Annotated in this window: 15 protein-coding genes and 1 pseudogene; 8 read left to right on the plus strand and 8 right to left on the minus strand. The window is 64.3% G+C overall.

What is annotated here, in order from left to right:
* Positions 1-10: 10 nt before the first annotated feature.
* From A3E1_RS49220 to A3E1_RS42260, 4 genes and pseudogenes are all read right to left on the minus strand, one after another.
* A pseudogene (locus tag A3E1_RS49220) lies at positions 11-428 on the minus strand (Clp protease N-terminal domain-containing protein); the annotation flags it as partial.
* A gap of 168 nt (positions 429-596) precedes the next feature.
* Positions 597-1,799 (minus strand): outer membrane protein assembly factor BamB family protein, encoded by a 1,203-nt coding sequence (locus tag A3E1_RS0126915; protein ID WP_020523898.1) that lies wholly within the window; start codon positions 1,797-1,799, stop codon positions 597-599.
* A 31-nt stretch (positions 1,800-1,830) separates the two neighbouring features.
* Positions 1,831-2,757, minus strand: a complete 927-nt coding sequence (locus A3E1_RS0126920) for a hypothetical protein (RefSeq protein ID WP_020523899.1) — start codon at positions 2,755-2,757, stop codon at positions 1,831-1,833.
* 81 nt (positions 2,758-2,838) lie between these two features.
* Entirely contained in the window at positions 2,839-4,824 is a 1,986-nt protein-coding gene (locus tag A3E1_RS42260) for a beta-1,3-glucanase family protein (protein WP_020523900.1), read from the minus strand.
* Positions 4,825-5,311: 487 nt separating this feature from the next.
* Between A3E1_RS42260 and A3E1_RS46360 the strand changes: the two genes are divergently transcribed.
* The 6 genes from A3E1_RS46360 to A3E1_RS0126955 all read left to right on the plus strand — a co-directional run bounded on the left by A3E1_RS46360 (position 5,312) and on the right by A3E1_RS0126955 (position 10,901).
* Positions 5,312-6,655, plus strand: a complete 1,344-nt coding sequence (locus tag A3E1_RS46360) for a golvesin C-terminal-like domain-containing protein (RefSeq protein ID WP_020523901.1) — start codon at positions 5,312-5,314, stop codon at positions 6,653-6,655.
* A 66-nt stretch (positions 6,656-6,721) separates the two neighbouring features.
* Complete coding sequence (locus A3E1_RS42270) at positions 6,722-8,146, plus strand: nickel/cobalt transporter (protein ID WP_020523902.1); 1,425 nt, start codon at positions 6,722-6,724, stop codon at positions 8,144-8,146.
* 20 nt (positions 8,147-8,166) lie between these two features.
* Complete coding sequence (locus tag A3E1_RS0126940) at positions 8,167-8,628, plus strand: hypothetical protein (RefSeq protein WP_020523903.1); 462 nt, start codon at positions 8,167-8,169, stop codon at positions 8,626-8,628.
* Positions 8,629-8,671: 43 nt separating this feature from the next.
* Positions 8,672-9,424: an arsenate reductase/protein-tyrosine-phosphatase family protein gene (locus A3E1_RS0126945; RefSeq protein WP_245571386.1), complete on the plus strand. Its 753-nt coding sequence runs from the start codon at positions 8,672-8,674 to the stop codon at positions 9,422-9,424.
* A complete protein-coding gene (locus A3E1_RS0126950) occupies positions 9,421-9,813 on the plus strand; it encodes a VOC family protein (RefSeq protein WP_020523905.1) in 393 nt (130 codons plus the stop codon). Before A3E1_RS0126945 ends, A3E1_RS0126950 begins: the two co-directional genes overlap by 4 nt.
* A gap of 5 nt (positions 9,814-9,818) precedes the next feature.
* The gene (locus tag A3E1_RS0126955) at positions 9,819-10,901 is read left to right on the plus strand and encodes an alpha/beta hydrolase-fold protein (protein WP_157631753.1); all 1,083 of its coding nucleotides are present in this window, start codon (positions 9,819-9,821) and stop codon (positions 10,899-10,901) included.
* On the opposite strand, the gene A3E1_RS0126960 is transcribed toward A3E1_RS0126955, so the two are convergent.
* Entirely contained in the window at positions 10,891-11,916 is a 1,026-nt protein-coding gene (locus tag A3E1_RS0126960) for a 5'-3' exonuclease (protein ID WP_020523907.1), read from the minus strand. The two genes, A3E1_RS0126955 and A3E1_RS0126960, sit on opposite strands and share 11 nt — an antisense overlap.
* 4 nt (positions 11,917-11,920) lie before the next feature.
* A complete protein-coding gene (locus A3E1_RS0126965; protein WP_020523908.1) occupies positions 11,921-12,190 on the minus strand; it encodes a DivIVA domain-containing protein in 270 nt (89 codons plus the stop codon).
* Between the two features lie 144 nt (positions 12,191-12,334).
* Here A3E1_RS0126965 and A3E1_RS0126970 point away from each other — a divergent pair, with 144 nt between their 5' ends.
* Positions 12,335-13,642, plus strand: a complete 1,308-nt coding sequence (locus A3E1_RS0126970; RefSeq protein WP_020523909.1) for an aminopeptidase P family protein — start codon at positions 12,335-12,337, stop codon at positions 13,640-13,642.
* A 3-nt stretch (positions 13,643-13,645) separates the two neighbouring features.
* Here A3E1_RS0126970 and A3E1_RS0126975 read toward each other — a convergent pair whose 3' ends face one another.
* Positions 13,646-14,593 carry a LysR family transcriptional regulator gene (locus A3E1_RS0126975; RefSeq protein WP_040391999.1) on the minus strand — a complete coding sequence of 316 codons (948 nt, stop codon included), beginning with the start codon at positions 14,591-14,593 and terminating at the stop codon, positions 13,646-13,648.
* A 28-nt stretch (positions 14,594-14,621) separates the two neighbouring features.
* Positions 14,622-15,311 carry a response regulator transcription factor gene (locus A3E1_RS0126980; protein ID WP_020523911.1) on the minus strand — a complete coding sequence of 230 codons (690 nt, stop codon included), beginning with the start codon at positions 15,309-15,311 and terminating at the stop codon, positions 14,622-14,624.
* A gap of 141 nt (positions 15,312-15,452) precedes the next feature.
* On the opposite strand from A3E1_RS0126980, the gene A3E1_RS0126985 reads away from it, so the two are divergent.
* Complete coding sequence (locus A3E1_RS0126985; RefSeq protein ID WP_020523912.1) at positions 15,453-18,014, plus strand: peptidase; 2,562 nt, start codon at positions 15,453-15,455, stop codon at positions 18,012-18,014.
* Positions 18,015-18,151: the final 137 nt, after the last annotated feature.

Consider the following 18,151-nt stretch of genomic DNA (forward strand, 5'->3'; position numbering starts at 1 on the left):
GCCAGCATCGCGTTGACCCGCTGGCGCACCGAACCAGGCTCCGCACCGAGTCTGGCCAACACTTGGGTGGCGATGCTGTCGCCTTCACGGATCAGGCCGAGCAGGATGTGCTCGGAGCTGATGTGATTGTGCCCCAGCTGCAGTGCTTCCCGCAGTGACAGCTCCAGCACCTTCTTGGCCCGTGGCGTGAACGGCATCGTCCCCTTCGCCGCCTCGTTGCCGTGCCCGATAAGGTCTTCGATCTGGTCTCGCACGACCTGTAGCGAAATTCCGAAGCTCTCCAAAGCTTTCGCCGCCACACCCTCACCTTCGCGGATGAGGCCGAGCAAGATGTGCTCAGTGCTGATGTAGTGGTGGTTGAACAGCCGGGCTTCTTCTTGAGCCAGGACGACCACCCGGCGCGCACGGTCGCTGAATCGCTCGAACATTGCCATTGCCGTCACGCATCCTTCCCGCAAACATGTTGCGGCACAACTGAAAGGAAGCGCTGAGGCGGAGCCTCTTGACCAGCTTGGCTCGGGCAGGCGCGCTGCCCTACGGCTCAGGCTAACCCGGCCCGCCCCGTGCGCACGAGCCGTTATGCGGATGGCGAACGCCTATCTCGCTGTTATCCGCCAGACTCCCGTTTCGTTGTCAGCGGTCGCACAGGCCATCATCTTCGCGGTGTACTGGCAGGTGCTCACCTTGATCGGCAAGGCGCCCACCGGCACCAGGCCAGTCGGCGTCAACTCGGCGAAATCGGCCAACGCGAGACCGGCGCGGTTGCGGACCAGGAAGCGTGGCTGCTCGTGCTCGGTGGCAGAGAAGACCGGCCGCCAGCCAGGGAGTGGCTGTCCTTTCCCGGTGTAGAAGCCGACCAGACTCCAATCGCCTCCGGTCGTGGCCAGCAGGCCGGCCGGGGTCGGGACGAGCGCTAGGCCGGGCGGCACCTGCCACAGCACGGCACCGGTGGCCTTGTCGAGGACGACCTGTCCGTCCGCGCCGTAAGCGCACGTCACCGGACCACAATCCGTGCGTGACGACCACACCTGCGCGGCCGACAGCGTCAGCGTGAACGTCTTCATGTCGATGAGCTCGGCCTGCTCCCGATCGTCATCCAGCCGGGTGATCTGGGCGTAATCCTCGCCGACCGCCACGAAGATCCGGTCGAGGCCGGTGGGGGATAAGGTCAGCGTCCGCAATGGCTTGCCCGTGGCGAGGTCGTGCTCAGTGAAGAGTCCGCCCGGCCCGAGGCTGTAAATCTTGCCCGGCCGGGATCCCTGCACGATCCGGTCGGCCGGCAGCCGCCATACCTCGGCGCGGGTGCGCGCGTCGAGCACCCGCAACCGTGGCTGCGGCCCGCGCCCGTGCACAACGAGGTAACCGTCCATAACAGACACTCCGCCATCGGCACGCCACGTTTCGGCACCGGTCGCCGCGTCGAGGAACAGCGTGCGATCCTCCGAAGAGCGCAAGTCGATCGCATTGACGACGACCGACCCGTCGCGCACCGAGGCACCCGTTAGCTGCAGCCCGCTAAAGTCCTGGCGCCACGCTTGACGGCCATCGAGGGTATAGGCGATCAGTGAACGGCCGCGCTCGTGCAGTACCAGAAGGCCCGGGCTCAAGACCATAATGTTCTGGTCGGCTTTAATCCACATGAGACGGTCGAAGAACGGCTCCGGCCTTGGCTGTGCGGCGGTTGCCCCTGCCAACGTCACCAGTGCGGCCACCGTCGCCGCAAGCCATCGGTGCCGTTTGTGAGGCACCGGCCCCGGCTCGGCCTCCGCGTCCGATAGGTCGATGACGATCTCCCCCACAGACCCATTCAAGCACCCACACCCAGATCCGTCAGCCGTAAAGGCCAGTACCGCCAACTGGTATATAGCGAAGATCGTGGATTGACCAGCGATGGATCGTTGCCGCGCTGGCTAAACGCACGAGGGCGCTTTCGCGGCCCGGCCGGTCCTTCCAGAAGACGTGCGACACGGTGCCGTCGAGCGTTAGCAGGAGCTCATCGTCGTCAAAGAGGCACATCGCTCTGTCCTCCAGCGTCAGTGGCCGTGCCGGGCCGCAGTTTGGGAGGAGCGACATGGTTACGCCGCGCCCGGAGCGCATGCTGCTTTCGACGTAAAGTAACGCGCCTTCGTAGGCGCCCGTGCCGCGCAACGTATATCCGGCGACGGCCTGCGCCGGTGAGGTTGAGGCGTGCTTGACCAACCGCATCCCCGCGAGCTGAAAGCCTGGCACGTCAAGGAACGACACTTCGTTCAGGCGCAGTTCCTTGGCCCAGTAGGCATGGCGCCAGCGTTCCCGTGCGGTCCAGCTGTAGAACACCATCGCGGCCAGCATCGCCACCACGGTGCCGAACACGGTCAGCCTGGTCTTCACGGCGGGGGATAAGTACCACACGGCCATAGCCGGATAGAACCCGATCGCGACGAGCAGCCACCCGGCCCACCCGTCATACCCATGCACCGGATCGATTTGCAGGCTCGACAGAAGCAAGCCGACGGGCAAAATCGCGACCAGAACCAGCAGCAGCGGAAGAACGGCGCCGGTAACGAAGGCGAACCTCAAGTCCATCTGACGGGCGGCCAGCCATCCGAGCAGCATGACACCGAGCAACACGAGCGGGGCAATGAAGATGTAGGTGAACAGCCGCTGCTCGTCTGGCCAGCTCGCTGGCTGGTTCTTGAAGAAGCTGACGAGGCCGGTAAAGGCGAGGATGCTCACGGCACCGAGGAGGGTCACGCGCACGAGGGGATGCTGCAGCATCAGATCACGATAAGGTAACGGCGCGCTTGATCAGAAGAACGCGGTTGGCCGCAGTGGGGAGGCGGCCAACCGGGTGCCGGGTTAGGACAGTGCGAACTTCTGTGCCGCGCTGCCGTTGCAGTCCCAGATTTGCAGCCGGGTTCCGTTGGCGGTGGCCCCGCTGGGGGAGTCGAGGCAGCGTCCTGATTGCGGGTTGCGCAGGGAGCCGTCGGCTTGCTGTTGCCAGGCCTGGGCGCCGGTGCCGTTGCAGTCCCACAGCTGTACTTGGGTTCCGTTGGCGACACCGCCGGAGACGATGTCCAGGCAGCGGCCCAGCGTACGCAGAGAGCCGTTCGTGTTGCGGAACCAGTGCTGATCCACCGCCTGGGACTGGCAGTCCCAGAGCTGGACCGAGGTGCCGTTGACACCGTTGTCGTCTCCGGCGACGTCAACGCACTTGCCGCCCGGGCCGAGGATGGTGCCGCCACCGTTCACGGAGAACTTTTGTGCCCCACTGCCGTTGCAGTCCCAGATTTGCAGCCGGGTTCCGTTGGCGGTGGCCCCGCTGGGGGAGTCGAGACAGCGTCCTGATTGCGGGTTGCGCAGAGAACCGTCAGCCTGCTGAACCCACTTCTGGGCACCGCTGCCGTTGCAGTCCCACAGCTGAACTTTCGAGCCGTTGGCGGTGCCGCCGGAAACGACGTCCAGGCAACGGCCAAGGGTCGTCAGGGAATTGTTCGCGTTATGTGTCCAGCGCTGATCGACGGCATTTGACTGACAGTCCCACAGTTGCACCGCCGTGCCGTTGCCACCGTTGTCGTCGCCAGCGACGTCAACGCACTTGCCGCCCGGACCCGTGATCGTGCCAGCGGCCGGCGGGATTGGCCCGGGGCCGCCACCACCGCCCGTGAACGGGCTCAAGATGAGCCCAGCTGACCGCGGATCGCCGTCGTGAACGAGGGACTCGAACGCGCCCACATCATCAAACGGGAAGGCATACGCCTTGCCGTCCACCATGTTCGCGTGGATGATTTTCGCGTACTGATTAGTGGGGTTGTTCTTGTAGAAGTCACCAGCGTTGAGGCTCGGCTGGGTGTCGATGGTGCCCATCGTGCCGCGGTTGAGCGCCGCGCACAGCGTGCGGGCGATCGGGCCGACGACCAAATCATTGGGGGCGTGCAGGTTTCCGGCGCAACCCCAGACGTCCGCACTGGACGGCCGGTTGAACGAGGCCACCTGGGAGCCCGACGAGTTGGTGAAGGTCATGACCGTGCCGCTGGTGCGCCCGAAGTAGCGAATGCTCGGCTGGTCGCCGAACGGGACGACGGTCAGTGTCTTGGAAGCGTAAGCGCCCCAGGCGGAGGCGATGTAACTGTCCAAATAGGTCGCGCTGAACCGGCCAGCGTCCGCTGCTTTGCCGGGAGCTAGCGCGCGCAGCACGGTGCCATCGGCACGGGAATAGATGGTGTTGGCCCAGCCGGACTGGGCACGGATGGTGTTGATGATGGTGTCGCGTCCATTGGCGACGACGTCGCCCGTGCGCTTCGTCGCACCGGAACTGCCCGTCACGGTCACGGCGTGCGGGATGGCGAACATGTCGACCTGTGAACTGTTGAGCCACAGCCCAGCGTCGTTGTAGGTGAACTCGCTCCAGTCGAACAGGATGTTCTGGTTCGGGTCACCGGCCGCCCAGGGAGCGGGCTGGACAAGTCCGTCTGGAGTGAGGAAGAACTGCAGCTTCTGGCCAAGCGAGAAGTAAACACGGCCGGAGAAGCCACGCGGGAAACGGATCGTCGTGTTGCCGCCGTTGCCCGGCCCGCCGATCGATACGTCGGGCGCGGGTGAGGGTGGCAGCTGGCCGCCGCTCCACGCGGTGAACGTGCCCGCCCCGTTGACGTAGCCGAGGCGGCCGGTGGCCAGGTTGACGCCGATCACGTACAGATAGACAGCCTCGCCACGGCCGGTGCTGTTGGTGACCGTGACGGGCAACAGGTCAGGCCCGATGGCCTGGGCCGGCGAGGCGACGGACAGCGGTAAGACGAGGGCGATCGCCGCGAGGACACTGGCGATCCTGGTGCTGGTGCGCATGAAGCCTCTCATTCCGAGCCGGAAAGGCCCTGCAGGGACGGCAGCTCTCCAATCAGGACAGAGAGCGCTCTCGCTACACAAGTCCTCTTAGGAATACCAGGGAGTCGTGTTGGGAGAGCGCTCTCACGATAGGGCCGTTTTCATCGGTCGTCAATGGACTGTTAACGATGTTTGCCTGGTGGTCGACGCCGGGTCGGGTGCGAAATAGAGGCACGCGCGAAGCGCGTGAACTACTCACGTCCGATACATAACAAATGTAAATCAATCACTGAAGATCTCTTGCGTGGAGATCTCTCGACCTTGAAACTTTCCGACACGGGCGCCAGCGACAAGGTGGCCCGTGCCTCACCCGGAAGACCAGCGGGCGGCACCCATAACGCAACCGCCGCAATGGTTTTGACCTACAGGAGCAAGACCGGTCGCGCGGTTGCTGATCCACATGGGACGTGCCGCGGTTCAGCTCCACTGACTGAGGATGGAGGGAAGGATGAGGATCACCAGGATCACCCGCACGCTCGGTGCCGCTCTAGTCATGCTTGTGGCGACAGCGTCATTTGGCCCGGTGCCACAAGCACAGGCGCAAGCCGCGGAAAACTTCACGATCGTGATGCTGCCGGACACCCAGTACGCCTCCGAGTACTGGCCGGAGGTGTTCAGGGCACAGATGGCCTGGGTGGACGCGCAACAGTCCGCCAGAAACATCAGATACGTGCTGCATGTGGGTGACGTGGTAGATAACGTCGGTCAGCCCGCCCAGTGGGCCAACAGCAAGAGCGCCATGGGACTGCCCACCGATGACGTGCCGTACATCATCGGCCCGGGCAACCATGACCTGGATTCGACCACCACCCGTGCGGCGACAACGTACAACAGCCACTATCCGCGGAGCACCTTCACCGCGTTGCCATCGTTTGGCGGGACTTATCCCTCCAACGCGAACGACAACGCGTACCACACCTTCACCGCGGGTGGCACGGACTGGATCGTGGTGGCGCTCAAATACGCGCCGAGCGACGCGGAAATCGCCTGGGCGAATCAGGTGGTGTCGGCGCACCCTAACCACAGCGCCATTTTGGTCACGCACGCCTACCAGAACGGCACCACCAAGGACACCAACGGCAGCAAGCTGTGGACCAACCTGGTTAGCAAGCACGCCAACTTCCGCTTCACGTTCTCGGGCCACTACGTCAACGCCGGCGTGATCACGCAACAAGGCGTGAACGGCAACACCGTTCACCAGATCCAGGCCGACTACCAGAACAGCACGCAGCGCGACCCCAACAGCTTCCTGCGCATCATGACGTTCAACCCGACGACGAACGCCTTGGATATCAAGACGTATTCGCCGTTCCTCAACACCTACAAGACCGACGCCAAGAACCAGTTCGTCCTCAGCAACATCAACCCTGTCCCTCCGGGTTGGAGCACCATCGTGGACAACACGACCGCGGGACGGTTCACCGCGAGCGCGAACTGGGGGACATCCACCTATTCCAGCCAGAAATACGGTGCTGACTATCGTTTCGCGACGCCTGTCACCACGAGCGATGTGGCTTGGTACAAGGTGAATATCCCGGCGACCGGGAACTACCAAATTTCCGCCTGGTACGGAGCTAACTCCGGCTACAACGACGCGGCTCCCTACATCATCGCCACGACCACAGGTAATCGAACCGTCTATGTGAACCAGCGGGCCAATGGCGGCCGTTGGGTATCACTAGGAACCTTCGCCTTGGCCGCCGGTGACGACAACAAGGTAGGCGTCAGTCGCTGGACCGCCGGCACTGGCTATGTCATCGCCGACGCGGTGCGGGTAACGCGCACCAGCTGAGACGTCCAGTGTGGAGGCACGGCTGAGCGCCGTGCCTCCACCAGACAACCGCCATGGAGGTGTCTCGTGATCACCACGATCCTGCTCAGCGCGGCGATCGCCGCCCATCCGCTGACGCCGTTCTCAGCTGACCAGCTTGTCGAGGTGACGCTGCACCAGGAGCGGGTCGACGTCTCCGTCGTGATCGAGGTCGGATCCGTGGCGGCGAAACAGTTCACGCCCGACTGTGAGGCCCTGGCTTCGCAGCTCGACGGGCGAGCCGGATCGGAAGCTCTGCGGTGGACGGTCCAATCCGGACAGCTCGACAAGCTAGGTGCCGCTGGCTCGGAAACCAGCCGGCTGATGTGCAAGTTATCCGCACCGGCCGCATTGGCCACGCCCACAAGCATTTCCATCACCAATCGGTACTTGACTGACCGTGTCGGAGCCAATCAGATCGTGGTGGTCGGCGCCGGCGTTTCGTTGCCGGAAGACCTGCCGCCCTATGAGCGGTCCGCCGAAGTGACCGTGCAGCCTGGCGGCGAAACAGCAAGTCCCGCAACGGCTGCTAAGCCTGAGCGCAGTTGGCTGCAGCGCGGCGAGGAGTGGCTCGCTAACGCCCTCGGTGATCCAACGCCCCTTGTCCTCTTGCTAGCCGTGCTCATGGCCCTGCTGCTGGGTGCCGCGCACGCGGCACTTCCCGGGCACGGCAAGACGGTCATGGCGCTATACATGGCTGGCCGGCAAGGACGGCGCCGCGACGCGGTCATCGTCGGCGGCACCGTCACCTTGACCCACACGGCCGGCGTGCTGATCCTCGGCATCGCGACGACCGCGTTCGCTGGACTGGCCGCAGAGTCAGTGCTCAAATGGCTCGGCGTCGCCAGCGGCATCCTCATCACGGCAGTCGGTCTCGGCATCCTCATCAACGGCCTTCGCCACCGCCGCGGCCTAGGCCATAGTCACGGCCACAGCCACCACCACGGCCTAGGCCATAGCCACCACGGCAAGACCTTAGGTCACAGCCACGACGACAACCACGACCTTAGTCACGGGGACGGCCACGGCCACGGTCTTGTGGACGGCGACGGGCACGGCGGCGGCAAGCGTTCTCGCCACGGCAAGGCACACAGCCACGGTCATCACGACGACAGCGTTGTTCACGGTGGCAAGGGGCATCATCACGGTCATGACCACCATGGGCATAGTCACGGCCACGGGCGCAAAAACCTTGCGGTTCTTGGTATTGCGGGTGGTCTCGTGCCCAGTCCTACCGCTTTGGTCGTGTTGCTGGGAGCGGCTGCTTTGGGGCGGCTCTGGCTCGGCATTGTCCTGATCATCGCCTACGGTTTGGGGATGGCGGCGATGCTGACGGCGGCGGGACTGTTGCTGCTGCGGATCCGCGACAAGTGGGCGTGGCTGGGCCGTCTTGTCGTGCCGGCGGAAGCTACCGGATCGGTCATCATCGTGCTGGGGTTCGGCTTGGCCGCCCGGGCCGTGCTGGCCTTCTAGCCCACTACGGACGGAGACTCGTGATAGGACGGTTGCTCGCCATCGCTCTCGTGGGTCTGAGCCTCGCGGGAGCGTCCGCTTGCGGGGACGCGGCAGCGCCCGCTTCACCAAGCCCCGCCGCCGCTTCAGAGGACAAGAAGGAAGCGTGCGACGCCGTCTTGAAGGCGCGCAAGACGGCTCGCGACGCGCTCGTGCCGGTGGCGACGGCGCTCGCCCGGGACAAGCCGTCGGCTAGCGAGATCGCCCAGGCGACCGATGACTTGAAGGCCACGTTCACCGCTATGCATCTGGACGTCGCCGCGGCAGGTGAGCGCGCTGGCGCACCGCAGCTCAAAGAACAGATCACCGCGTACCAGATGTCGGTGGAACAAGCGATCGTCGTTGTTGAAGGGGCCGACGGGGACAAGACGAAACTCGCCTCAGCGATTAGCCTGCCTGAGTTGCTGAGCTCAGAGAAAGCGCTGATGGACACCTGTTCCTGAGTATGGAAATTTACATCAAACTGATTTGATGTATTATCGCGATGTGAGCGATGAGCCGCCCGTATTCCTTGGCCTAGCCGGGCACCCGTTGCGCTGGCGGCTGCTGGGCGAACTCGCCCGCAGCGACCGGCAGGTGCACGAGCTGACGGCGTTAGTGGGTCAGCCGCAGAACCTCGTGTCCTATCACCTCGGCCGCTTGCGCAAGGCGAGTCTGGTCACGACCCGGCGCAGCTCGGCTGACGGTCGCGACACCTACTACAGCGTCGACCTCGCCCTGTGCGGTCAGTTGCTGGCTGCCGCCGGCGGCGCTTTGCACCCGGCGCTGCTGCTCGCCCGGCCCGAACCGCCGGCACCTCGACGAGGCAAGGCGCCGGTGCGGGTGCTGTTCCTGTGCACTGGCAACAGTTCCCGCTCGCAGATGGCCGAGGCGATGCTGCGCAAGGCAGCCGGAAAAGCCGTGCACGTGCGCAGTGCGGGCAACGACCCCAAGCCGGTACACGAGCACGCGATCACGGCGATGGCCGAGCACGGCATCGACCTGAGTGCGGCCCGCTCCAAGCACTTGGAGCAGTTCAAGGACGAGCGGTTCGACTATGTGGTCACGTTATGTGACCGCGTCAGGGAGGTCTGCCCGGAGTTTCCCGGTGGGCCGCAGCCCGTGCACTGGAGCATGCCCGACCCGTCGAAAGAGCCCGACGGCTATCCGGCGTTTCAGCGCACCGCCACCGAAGTGGACAGCCGGATTCGCTTTCTGCTGCACCGCATCTTGCCCGTCTCAACTGTGGAGGAATCATGAGCATCGCGTCAGGTGACATGGTCTGCGTCCGGTACATGGTGGACGATGTCCAGGCCGCCGTCGACTTCTACACCACCCACTTCGGCTTCACCGTCAACATGACCGCGTTGCCAGCGTTCGCCGATGTGACCCGGGGCCATCTGCGGCTGTTGCTCGCCGGGCCGAAAAGCTCGGCTGGCCGGGCGATGCCAGACGGGCGCAAGCCGGGGCCAGGTGGCTGGAACCGGCTTCATTTCATCGTCGATGACATCGGCGCCGAAGTAGAACGCCTGCGGGAAGCGGGCGTGACGTTCCGCAACGACATCATTAAAGGACCCGGTGGACGTCAGATCCTCCTCGACGATCCGTCCGGAAATCCGGTCGAGCTATTCCAGCCCGCGGACGCGTGACGGCCGTGTCTACCTTTGAGTTCACTTGGCAGGAAAGCGATCCCAGCCACCCCGCACAAGATGTGCTGGTTCGCCTCATCGGGTTTGACAATGTTTACGACACCCGCGAGCTTGGCCCTTATCTGCTGAAGCGCGCAGACGCCAGCGGTCAGTGGACGGGAACCGTTGAGCTGCCTGACGAGGTGCGGACGAGCTATCAGTTCTGCCCGGCGCGGGACTTCCGCATCCCACCGTCCGGATTGGACGAGGACGGCTGGATGAAGGTGATCGCGACAGGCGTGCCCGATCCAGCCGTGCCCAACACGATCGGCCCCGTCTACGGAAACTCCCGCGCGGCATCGATTCTGGAAATGCCGGGTGCCTCGCCGCAGCCGTGGTGGGAGCACCGTGCAGGGGTCGCTCAGGGGACGGTTCAGGAACTGGTGACTGGACGGGACTGGCCGTCATCGCTGCACGTGTATTCCCCGCCAGTCGCCCCTGGCGGGCCGTTGCCGGTTGTCGTCATGTTTGACGCGCAGGCTTGGGTGCCTATCGGCATCACGGCGACGTTTGACAACCTGATCGCGGAAGAGCTTGTGCCACCTTTCGTGGCCGCGATGGCTGGCTATCCCTTCGGTCCGGCGCGGGTGCGCGGGCTGACGTATCCGGCGGTTCACCTCCAGTACCTCATGGAGGATTTGATGCCGTTGCTTGTCAAGGATTTCGGGGGGACGACGGAGGCATCGCGGACGGTCCTGATCGGGCAAAGCCTCGGTGGTCTCGCCGCGGTTAGCATCGCGCTAAAGGCACCGCACCGGTTCGGCAACGTGCTCAGTCAATCGGCGTCGGTTTGGTGGCCGGGCACCGAGGAGGGCCAGCTATCTGGAGACGGCGTCATCGCTGAGGCGGCGGCTGGCCACAAGCAGGTGCGGTTCTGGCTTGAGGCCGGAGCGCTTGAGGATGGCCTCGTCGAGGGGAACCGGGATCTTCACAAAGTCCTTGGGCAGCATGGCTTTGACGTCACCTACCGCGAATACCAAGGCGGGCATGACTTCGCGTGCTGGCGTGGCGGCATCGCCGATGGGCTGATCGCGTTGCTCAACCGTTGATCTCGAACAGCGAGAGCTGACCGGGGATCTGCTCGCGTGCCTTACGGCGTGCTTTGCGCACAGCGGGAGGCTTCTCCACGGTGGGCTTCGCTGGGTCAGCGGGACTGGTCAGCGCCCACAACGGCGCGTCAAGCTCAATGCCACGCGACGACAGGACCTTGTTCACCGCGCCAGGGTCAAGCGGCAGCATCGCCGTTTCCAGCTTCGGCATCGGCAGTGCGACACGCAGGTTCATCAGGCTGCGGTTGCGGTCGACGATGTCGCGTGCCTCCGGGATGCCGAGCTGCTCAGCGGCCAGCTCGCCCACAGCGGCCCGCACCGACTGCGTGTCGCCACGATCGATAGTGGCCCAGGCGGCGTCAACGGTGCCGAAAACGTTGAGCAGGCGTGCCGCTGTCGCTGCCCGGAAACGGCTGACACCATGCAGATTGTCAGACGGTTCGCCACGCAGGGCTGAATAGTCACGGTATTGCCAGGGTTGCACCCCACACGTGTTAACCAATCGCGGGGCGTCGACCATCACCGCGCTATCGAATCCACCGTTGCGGATGCGAATGACCGAGGTCGATTCATTGATCAAGGCAAAAGCGTCACGGTCGGCGGTCAGCAGCACCGACTGCCAGCCGCGCAGCCTCGCCTGCTCGGCACAACTGGCCAGCGCGTCGCTAGCCTCGAAAGCTGGCGGCGACACTGTGCACACGCCAGCCGCCCACAGCAGATCTGGTCCCTCGACGATCTGGTGGGCGAGGTCTTTAGGCGTGGCCCGGCGGCTTGCCCGATAAGGCGGATACTGAGCTTTACGTGCCGAATAATCAGGACAGTCGAACCCGACGATTACCGCGTCTGGCCGCAACTGGGCCGCAGCCCGCGCGAGATAGCCAACCAGGCCCTTTAGTGCCCAAACCGGCCGTCCAATGTGATCACGCGCCCCCTCTATCGCCGCCGCATGGTGGGCGTGATGGAGCAAGCTGTTTCCGTCAGCAACGAGAAGCAGCGGGGCGCGGGTCGCCGGCACGCGCTCAGAGTATTTCCTTACCCACGATGATCGCCAATGGCCAATGCGACCAGGCTACTGCGCGAGGATCTGGAGGTTGCGCGACATGACCAAGGTCGACTTGCTGGCGGTCGTAGCCGCTCCAGCGGACGGTGAACTTCTTCTGCCGTAACGATTGCAGGGCTGCCGCCTTGCGGAGGGGGTCCTGCGAGAGCTCAGCTTGCTCGAACTCGGCGACGGCCGCGTCCACTTCAGCGGGGTCGTAGCCGCGCAGGACCTTGGTGAAGTTGTTCATGTGAGGGAGCGTAGGCCGCCATGTCAATTGACGCGCCCAAGGGCTTTTAATGTCGTCTTTACCTGGCTCGGGCGGTGTTATGGGCGGCCTAACAGTGACCGTGACAGCTTGATTGCGCACTGTCAGCTTTGATCGCATGGTCCTATGACCAAGTTCCGCACCGGAAGCCATGACTTTCCGGTCACTGATCAGCTGTCAGCATTCATGCGCACCGGGTGGCTTGACTCCACATTGGAGCCTGCACTCGACGACGTCGCGCCGTGGGCAGCCCGGCGCCGGGCCAGGGTCGCCTCGGCCTTGGGCCGGCGGATAGCCGTGGCCGCGGGCACGTTCAAGCAGCGCGCGAACGACCAGGACTACCGGTTCCGGGCGGATTCGAACTATGTCTGGCTGACCGGTGATCAGTCGAGCGATGGTGTGGTGGTCATCGAGGCGGATGGGGAATCCACGCTCTACCTGCGGCCACGGTCACCTCGCGACACTGGTGAGTTCTACCAGGACCGCAGGTATGGCGAGCTGTGGGCGGGACGGCGCGCGACGTTGGGTGAAACATCTGCGCGCCTTGGCATCGCGACCCGTCACCTTGACGCGTTCGAAGGCGAGGTGACGAGTGACGATGAGTTCGAGGCCGTGCTATCGGAACTGCGGCTCGTCAAGGATGAGTGGGAGATAGCCCAGCTTGAGGACGCTGTCGCCATCACCACCCGTGGTTTTGAAGACGTCGTGCGCGCGATGCCACAGCGGCTGGGGGAGCGGCACCTGGAGGGTGTGTTCTGGCAACGTGCCCGCCTTGAGGGCAATGATGTCGGCTATCACTCCATCGTCGCCTCCGGTGCGCACGCGGCGACGCTGCACTGGATCGACAATGACGGTCCGTTGCGGGACGGGGATCTGCTGCTCCTGGACGCGGGAGTGGAGAACAGAAACCTCTACACCGCTGATGTGACAAGGGTTTTGCCGATCTCGGGCCGGTTTACTCCGTTGCAGCGCGACCTGTATGAGTTGTGCCGGGCCGCCAATGACGCCGCGCTAGAGACGCTCAAGCCGGGCCGTCCATACCGTGATTTTCACCGGGCGGCGATGACAGTACTAGCGAATGGTCTTGGAGATCTTGGGGTTTTGCCTTGCCCGGTTGAGGAAGCGCTGCAGACCGGCGTTTACCGGCGGTGGACCTTGTGCGGTTCGGGGCACATGCTGGGCCTGGATCTGCATGACTGTGGCAAGGCGCGCGCATCGGAATACCTCGACGGCACCCTGGCTGAAAACCACGTGCTCACGGTTGAGCCGGGCATCTATTTTCAGCCAGATGACGGGCTGATCCCACCTGAGCTGCGCGGCATGGGATTCCGCATCGAGGAGGACATTCTCATAACCTCCAGTGGGTACCGGATCCTCTCAGACGGATTGCCACGCACCGCGGCGGATGTGGAGGCGTGGATGAGCAAGCTCTGAGGCTCAGGCACGGGGGTGACGCTGACTCCACGCGTGATAGTGCGGTGTCTGCATGATCAGCTGACGGTAGGTGTCGGCGGCGTAGCGGTGCAGCAACGGCGCGAGCGGTGCCGCTGGGCCGTCGCGCCGCCACGCGAGCAGTTGCCGCAGCCGGATCGGTGAACCCTGGATCGGCTTCACCGTCACGCCGTACACAGGGCGCATGGTTGGCTGGCACACCGAAATGCCGACACCGGAGGCGATGAAGTTCATCAGGTTTTTCTCGTCTAGCAGCACGTGCGTCCGCTTAGGCGAGAAGCCAGCCCGGGTGCAGGCGTCAAAGAAGATGTCGGGCCAGCCCGCGCCGTCATCGGGAGTGATGAACCAGGCCTCGTCAGACAGTTCAGCTAGCGGCACCTCCACCCGTTGCGCGAGCGGATGGTTCGACGGCAGCGCGACAAAGGCCGGCTCGGTGGCGAAGGCACGGCTCACGACCGCATCGGAATCGCGCAGTTCCCGGCCCGGAAAGTCCAGCACCAGCGCGGCGTCGATGACATCGGCCTCAAGCATCTCCAGCAACGTGGCGATGGCGTATTCGCTCTTGACCACCACCGACACCTCGGGATGACCCTTTTTGATCTGGGTCACCAGACCGGGCAGCACCGGGGTGATGGTCCCGCCGAGCCGCAGCGTCAGACCGTCCACATTGGAAGGTGAGGAGGGACGCTGCACGAGAGCGTCGACCCGGGCGAGGATGTCATGCGCGGCACTGACCACCTCTTGTCCTAGCGCGGTGAGTTCCACCCCGGTATTGGTGCGCGTGAACAGGGTGCCGCCGAGCAAGCGCTCCAGCCGGCTCAGCTGGGTGCTCAGCGCAGGTTGCGAGAACCCGAGGGCCAGTGCGGCATTGCCAAGGCTTCCCGCCTCAGCGATGGCGCACAGGATCCGAAGGTGCCGCAGCTCCAGCTTCATGGCGACCATTGTGCTGGGAAGGGGCATGTTACGTAAGCGCCGTACCGGATTCGAAGCCCAGCCTTAACCCGACGCCACGGACGGTGTGCAAATAGCGCGGCCGGCCGGCGGTGTCACCCAGCTTTCGCCGAAGCCAGCTCAGGTGCACGTTGATGGTGCGGTCGAGGTCGGCGGTTGACTCCGGCCACACCGCGACGGCGAGCTCGGCGCGCAAGACGACCTCTCCAGCACGGGTCGCCAGGCATGCCAGCAGGTCGAATTCGCGGCGCGAAAGCCCTAGCGGCTTGCCGTCGAGCCAGGCTAAGCGCTGCGCCTTGTCCAGGGTCAGGCCGCCGACGCCGAGCAGTTGTTCGGGCCGCGCATGACGGGTGGCCAGGGCGACGTTGACCCTGTTGCGCAGCTGGACCGCCGAAAACGGCACGGACAGAAAGTCGTCGGCGCCCGCGGCGAGAAACGCGTCAAGATTTGCTGGCGGGCCGGGGTCAATGAGCACTATCGGCGCGGGAGTGCGGGTGCGGATAGCCCGGACAGCGTCAACACTGTCCACTTCAGAATGGCGCGGATCGACCAGGGTGAGGTCAACAGCCGTTTCCTCAAGGGCGGAACAGGCGGCGGCACGGGTGTGCCGGACTTCGACCTGATGGCCCGCCTCGCTGAGAACCCGTCCCACGCGTGTTCCGGCACCGTGCTCGGCGACGAGGAGAAGGTTCGGGGGCATACGGCGATCCGACCAAACCGTTAACGCCTCGGCAAGCCACGCACGTCGATGTTATGTGCGGTCATAACATCCGCGTCCGCGCATAAAGTCAATGTTAAATGCGCTCGAACTCCCCGCGAACGCTCCATAGCGTCGCCGGCCATGAAGAAGTCTCTCAGAGTCATCCTCACTGCCGCGCTGGTGGCTTCGGCGGTGCAGGTCATCGCCTCGTCATCATCGTTCGCGGGGGCGGCGGCGATCGCCCCTGTCGCCGCGGCCGCACCAGGCGCCGACGCCCGTAAGCCGGGCGGCCATCAGGCCAAGCGGCTGACGCCCGACAAGCTGCCCCCGGTTTCCCCTGAGTCGCGCGAAACCGTCGCCCGGTTCAGCGCTCAGGCCACTTGCACGCCGGCGGACTTCAGTTCGCGTACCGGCTCGGCTCTGGTGGCGTTCGTCAAAGCCTCAGCGGTCTCGGAATGCCTTTACACGCTGTTCAACTACGCCGGCAGCGCCGCTGTCGGTGCTTTCAAAGAGTCTCAGGTGGTCACGATCGCGACCGCCTACCGGGACAACACGCCCAGCTATCCGGGCACCAACGCCACGAGCACGCTGCAATTGGTCATGTTCCTGCGGGCGGCTTTCTACGTGCAGGAGAACAACAGCGGCAGCATTCCCTCGTACACAGCGGCGGTCACCGGCCCCGTTCAGTCCGGCTTGGACAGTTTCTTCGCCAGCTCACGGCTGCTCGACGTCAACGACACGCACGGCGAGATCCTCGCCGAGACGGTGACCCTCAGCGACAGTGCCGAACTGCAGCACCGTTATCTGGCCGCGTACAAGAGAATCCTCAACGGCTACAACAGTTCCTGGAACGCTTTCTACTGGATGCGCACCGCGGCGTTCAACGTCTTCCTCTGCACGTTCCGCGGGAACTTCTATCCCGCCTTCGTCAACGCGGTTATCGCCGATCCGTCCATCGTGGACACGATGAACTCCTTCGCTGTCAATCACTCCGGTCTGCTCGGCGGCGAGTACGGCTACCTTCCCGCCGCCGCTGGCAGCGAGATGGCCCGCTTCGTTCAGCACGACGCGCTCAAGGCCAAGGTCCGGCCGCTGGCTAAGGCACGGCTCGACAGCTCCTCCATCACCGGGCCGACCGCGAAGATGTGGGTCGGCGTGGCAGGCATGGTCGACTACTACGATGGCGCTAACTGCGCTTACTACAACGTTTGCAACCTGCCGTCCCGGCTAGCCGCCGCGGCACTGCCGGTCCGGCACAACTGCGACCCGGGGCACACCATCTGGGCCCAGCAAATGTCGGCGGCCGAACTAGCGGCGACGTGCCAGAGCGTGCAGAACCAGGACTCGTTCTTCCACAACGCCAGCGGCTCCAACGCGAGCACGCCGGTGGCCAACGACCACAACACGAACATCCGCATCAACGTTTTCGACTCCGATGAGGACTACCAGACCTACGCCGGCGCGATTTTCGGCATCGACACCAACAACGGCGGCATGTATCTGGAGGGCGATCCTTCGGTGCCGGGCAACCAGCCGAACTTCGTAGCCTACGAGGCGACGTGGCTGCGTCCGGTCTTCGCGATCTGGAACCTCAATCACGAGTACACCCACTATCTCGACGGCCGGTACAACATGTACGGCGACTTCGAGGCGGGCATGTCCACACCGACCGTCATGTGGGTCGAAGGCTTCGCTGAATACATCTCCTACCACTACCGTGGTGAGGTCTACGCCGCCGCGATCGCTGAGGCGGGCAAGCGCACGTTCAGCCTGAGCACGCTTTTCGACACCACCTACGAACCGTTCGATGTCAACCGCATCTACCGCTGGGGTTACCTTGGCGTGCGGTACATGCTGGAAAAGCACCGGCCTGACGTGATGACGCTGCTGGGCCACTACCGGTCAGGGAACTGGGCCGCGGCGCGGACTTTGCTCAAGACCACCATTGGCACGCGTTATGACGCCGACTTCAGCACCTGGCTGGGCACGCTCAGTGGCACGCCCGGAACCTGCACGGCGGTCACCAACAGCAATGACGTGACCATCGCCGATCTGTCCACAGTGGAATCCGGTCTGACCGTCGCTAACTGTGCTGGCAATGCTCTGAGCACCAGCACGGTCGCGGTGAACATCGTGCACACCTACATCGGTGACCTCGTCGTCTCGCTGGTCGCGCCCGACGGGAGCACCTACGTGCTGCACAACCGGACGGGCGGTTCCACTGACAACATCAACCAGACCTATGCGGTGAACCTCTCGTCTGAGGCCGCCAACGGGGCGTGGAAGCTGCGGGTCCAAGACGCGGCCGCCAATGATGTCGGCTACATCAATAGCTGGACGCTGAACACCGGCAGTGGCGGGGGCGGCGGCGTGTCCGAGTGCACCGACCCCAACCTGCAAGCACTGGGCAAGAACTGCAAGCGCAGCAACGTATCCGCTAACGCGGGCGGCCTGGCCTACTTCTGGATTTACCTGCCCGCCGGGGTTTCCACCCTCAGCATCACGTCAGCTGGCGGCACCGGCAACGCCGACCTGTATTACAACGCCGACACGTGGGCGACCTCCACGGCGTACACGGCCCGCTCCACCAACGCGGGCAACAGCGAGTCGCTCACCATCAACAACCCGGCCGCGGGCTACCGCTACATCAGCCTGCACGCCGCGAGCGCCTTCTCCGGCGTCACGGTGACCACTACCTACTAACGCACGGAACAGCGGCTGGCTCGGTCATGACCTGACCGAACCAGCCGCTGTTTGTTATGGCACCCATAACACGCACCGCCCTTAGGTCAAGACAGCATTAAATCCGCTGGGACGCAGGGCGAACCGTCGTTAGCGTC

This window comes from Catelliglobosispora koreensis DSM 44566 (assembly GCF_000379685.1).
In the GTDB taxonomy this organism is placed as follows: Bacteria; Actinomycetota; Actinomycetes; order Mycobacteriales; family Micromonosporaceae; genus Catelliglobosispora; species Catelliglobosispora koreensis.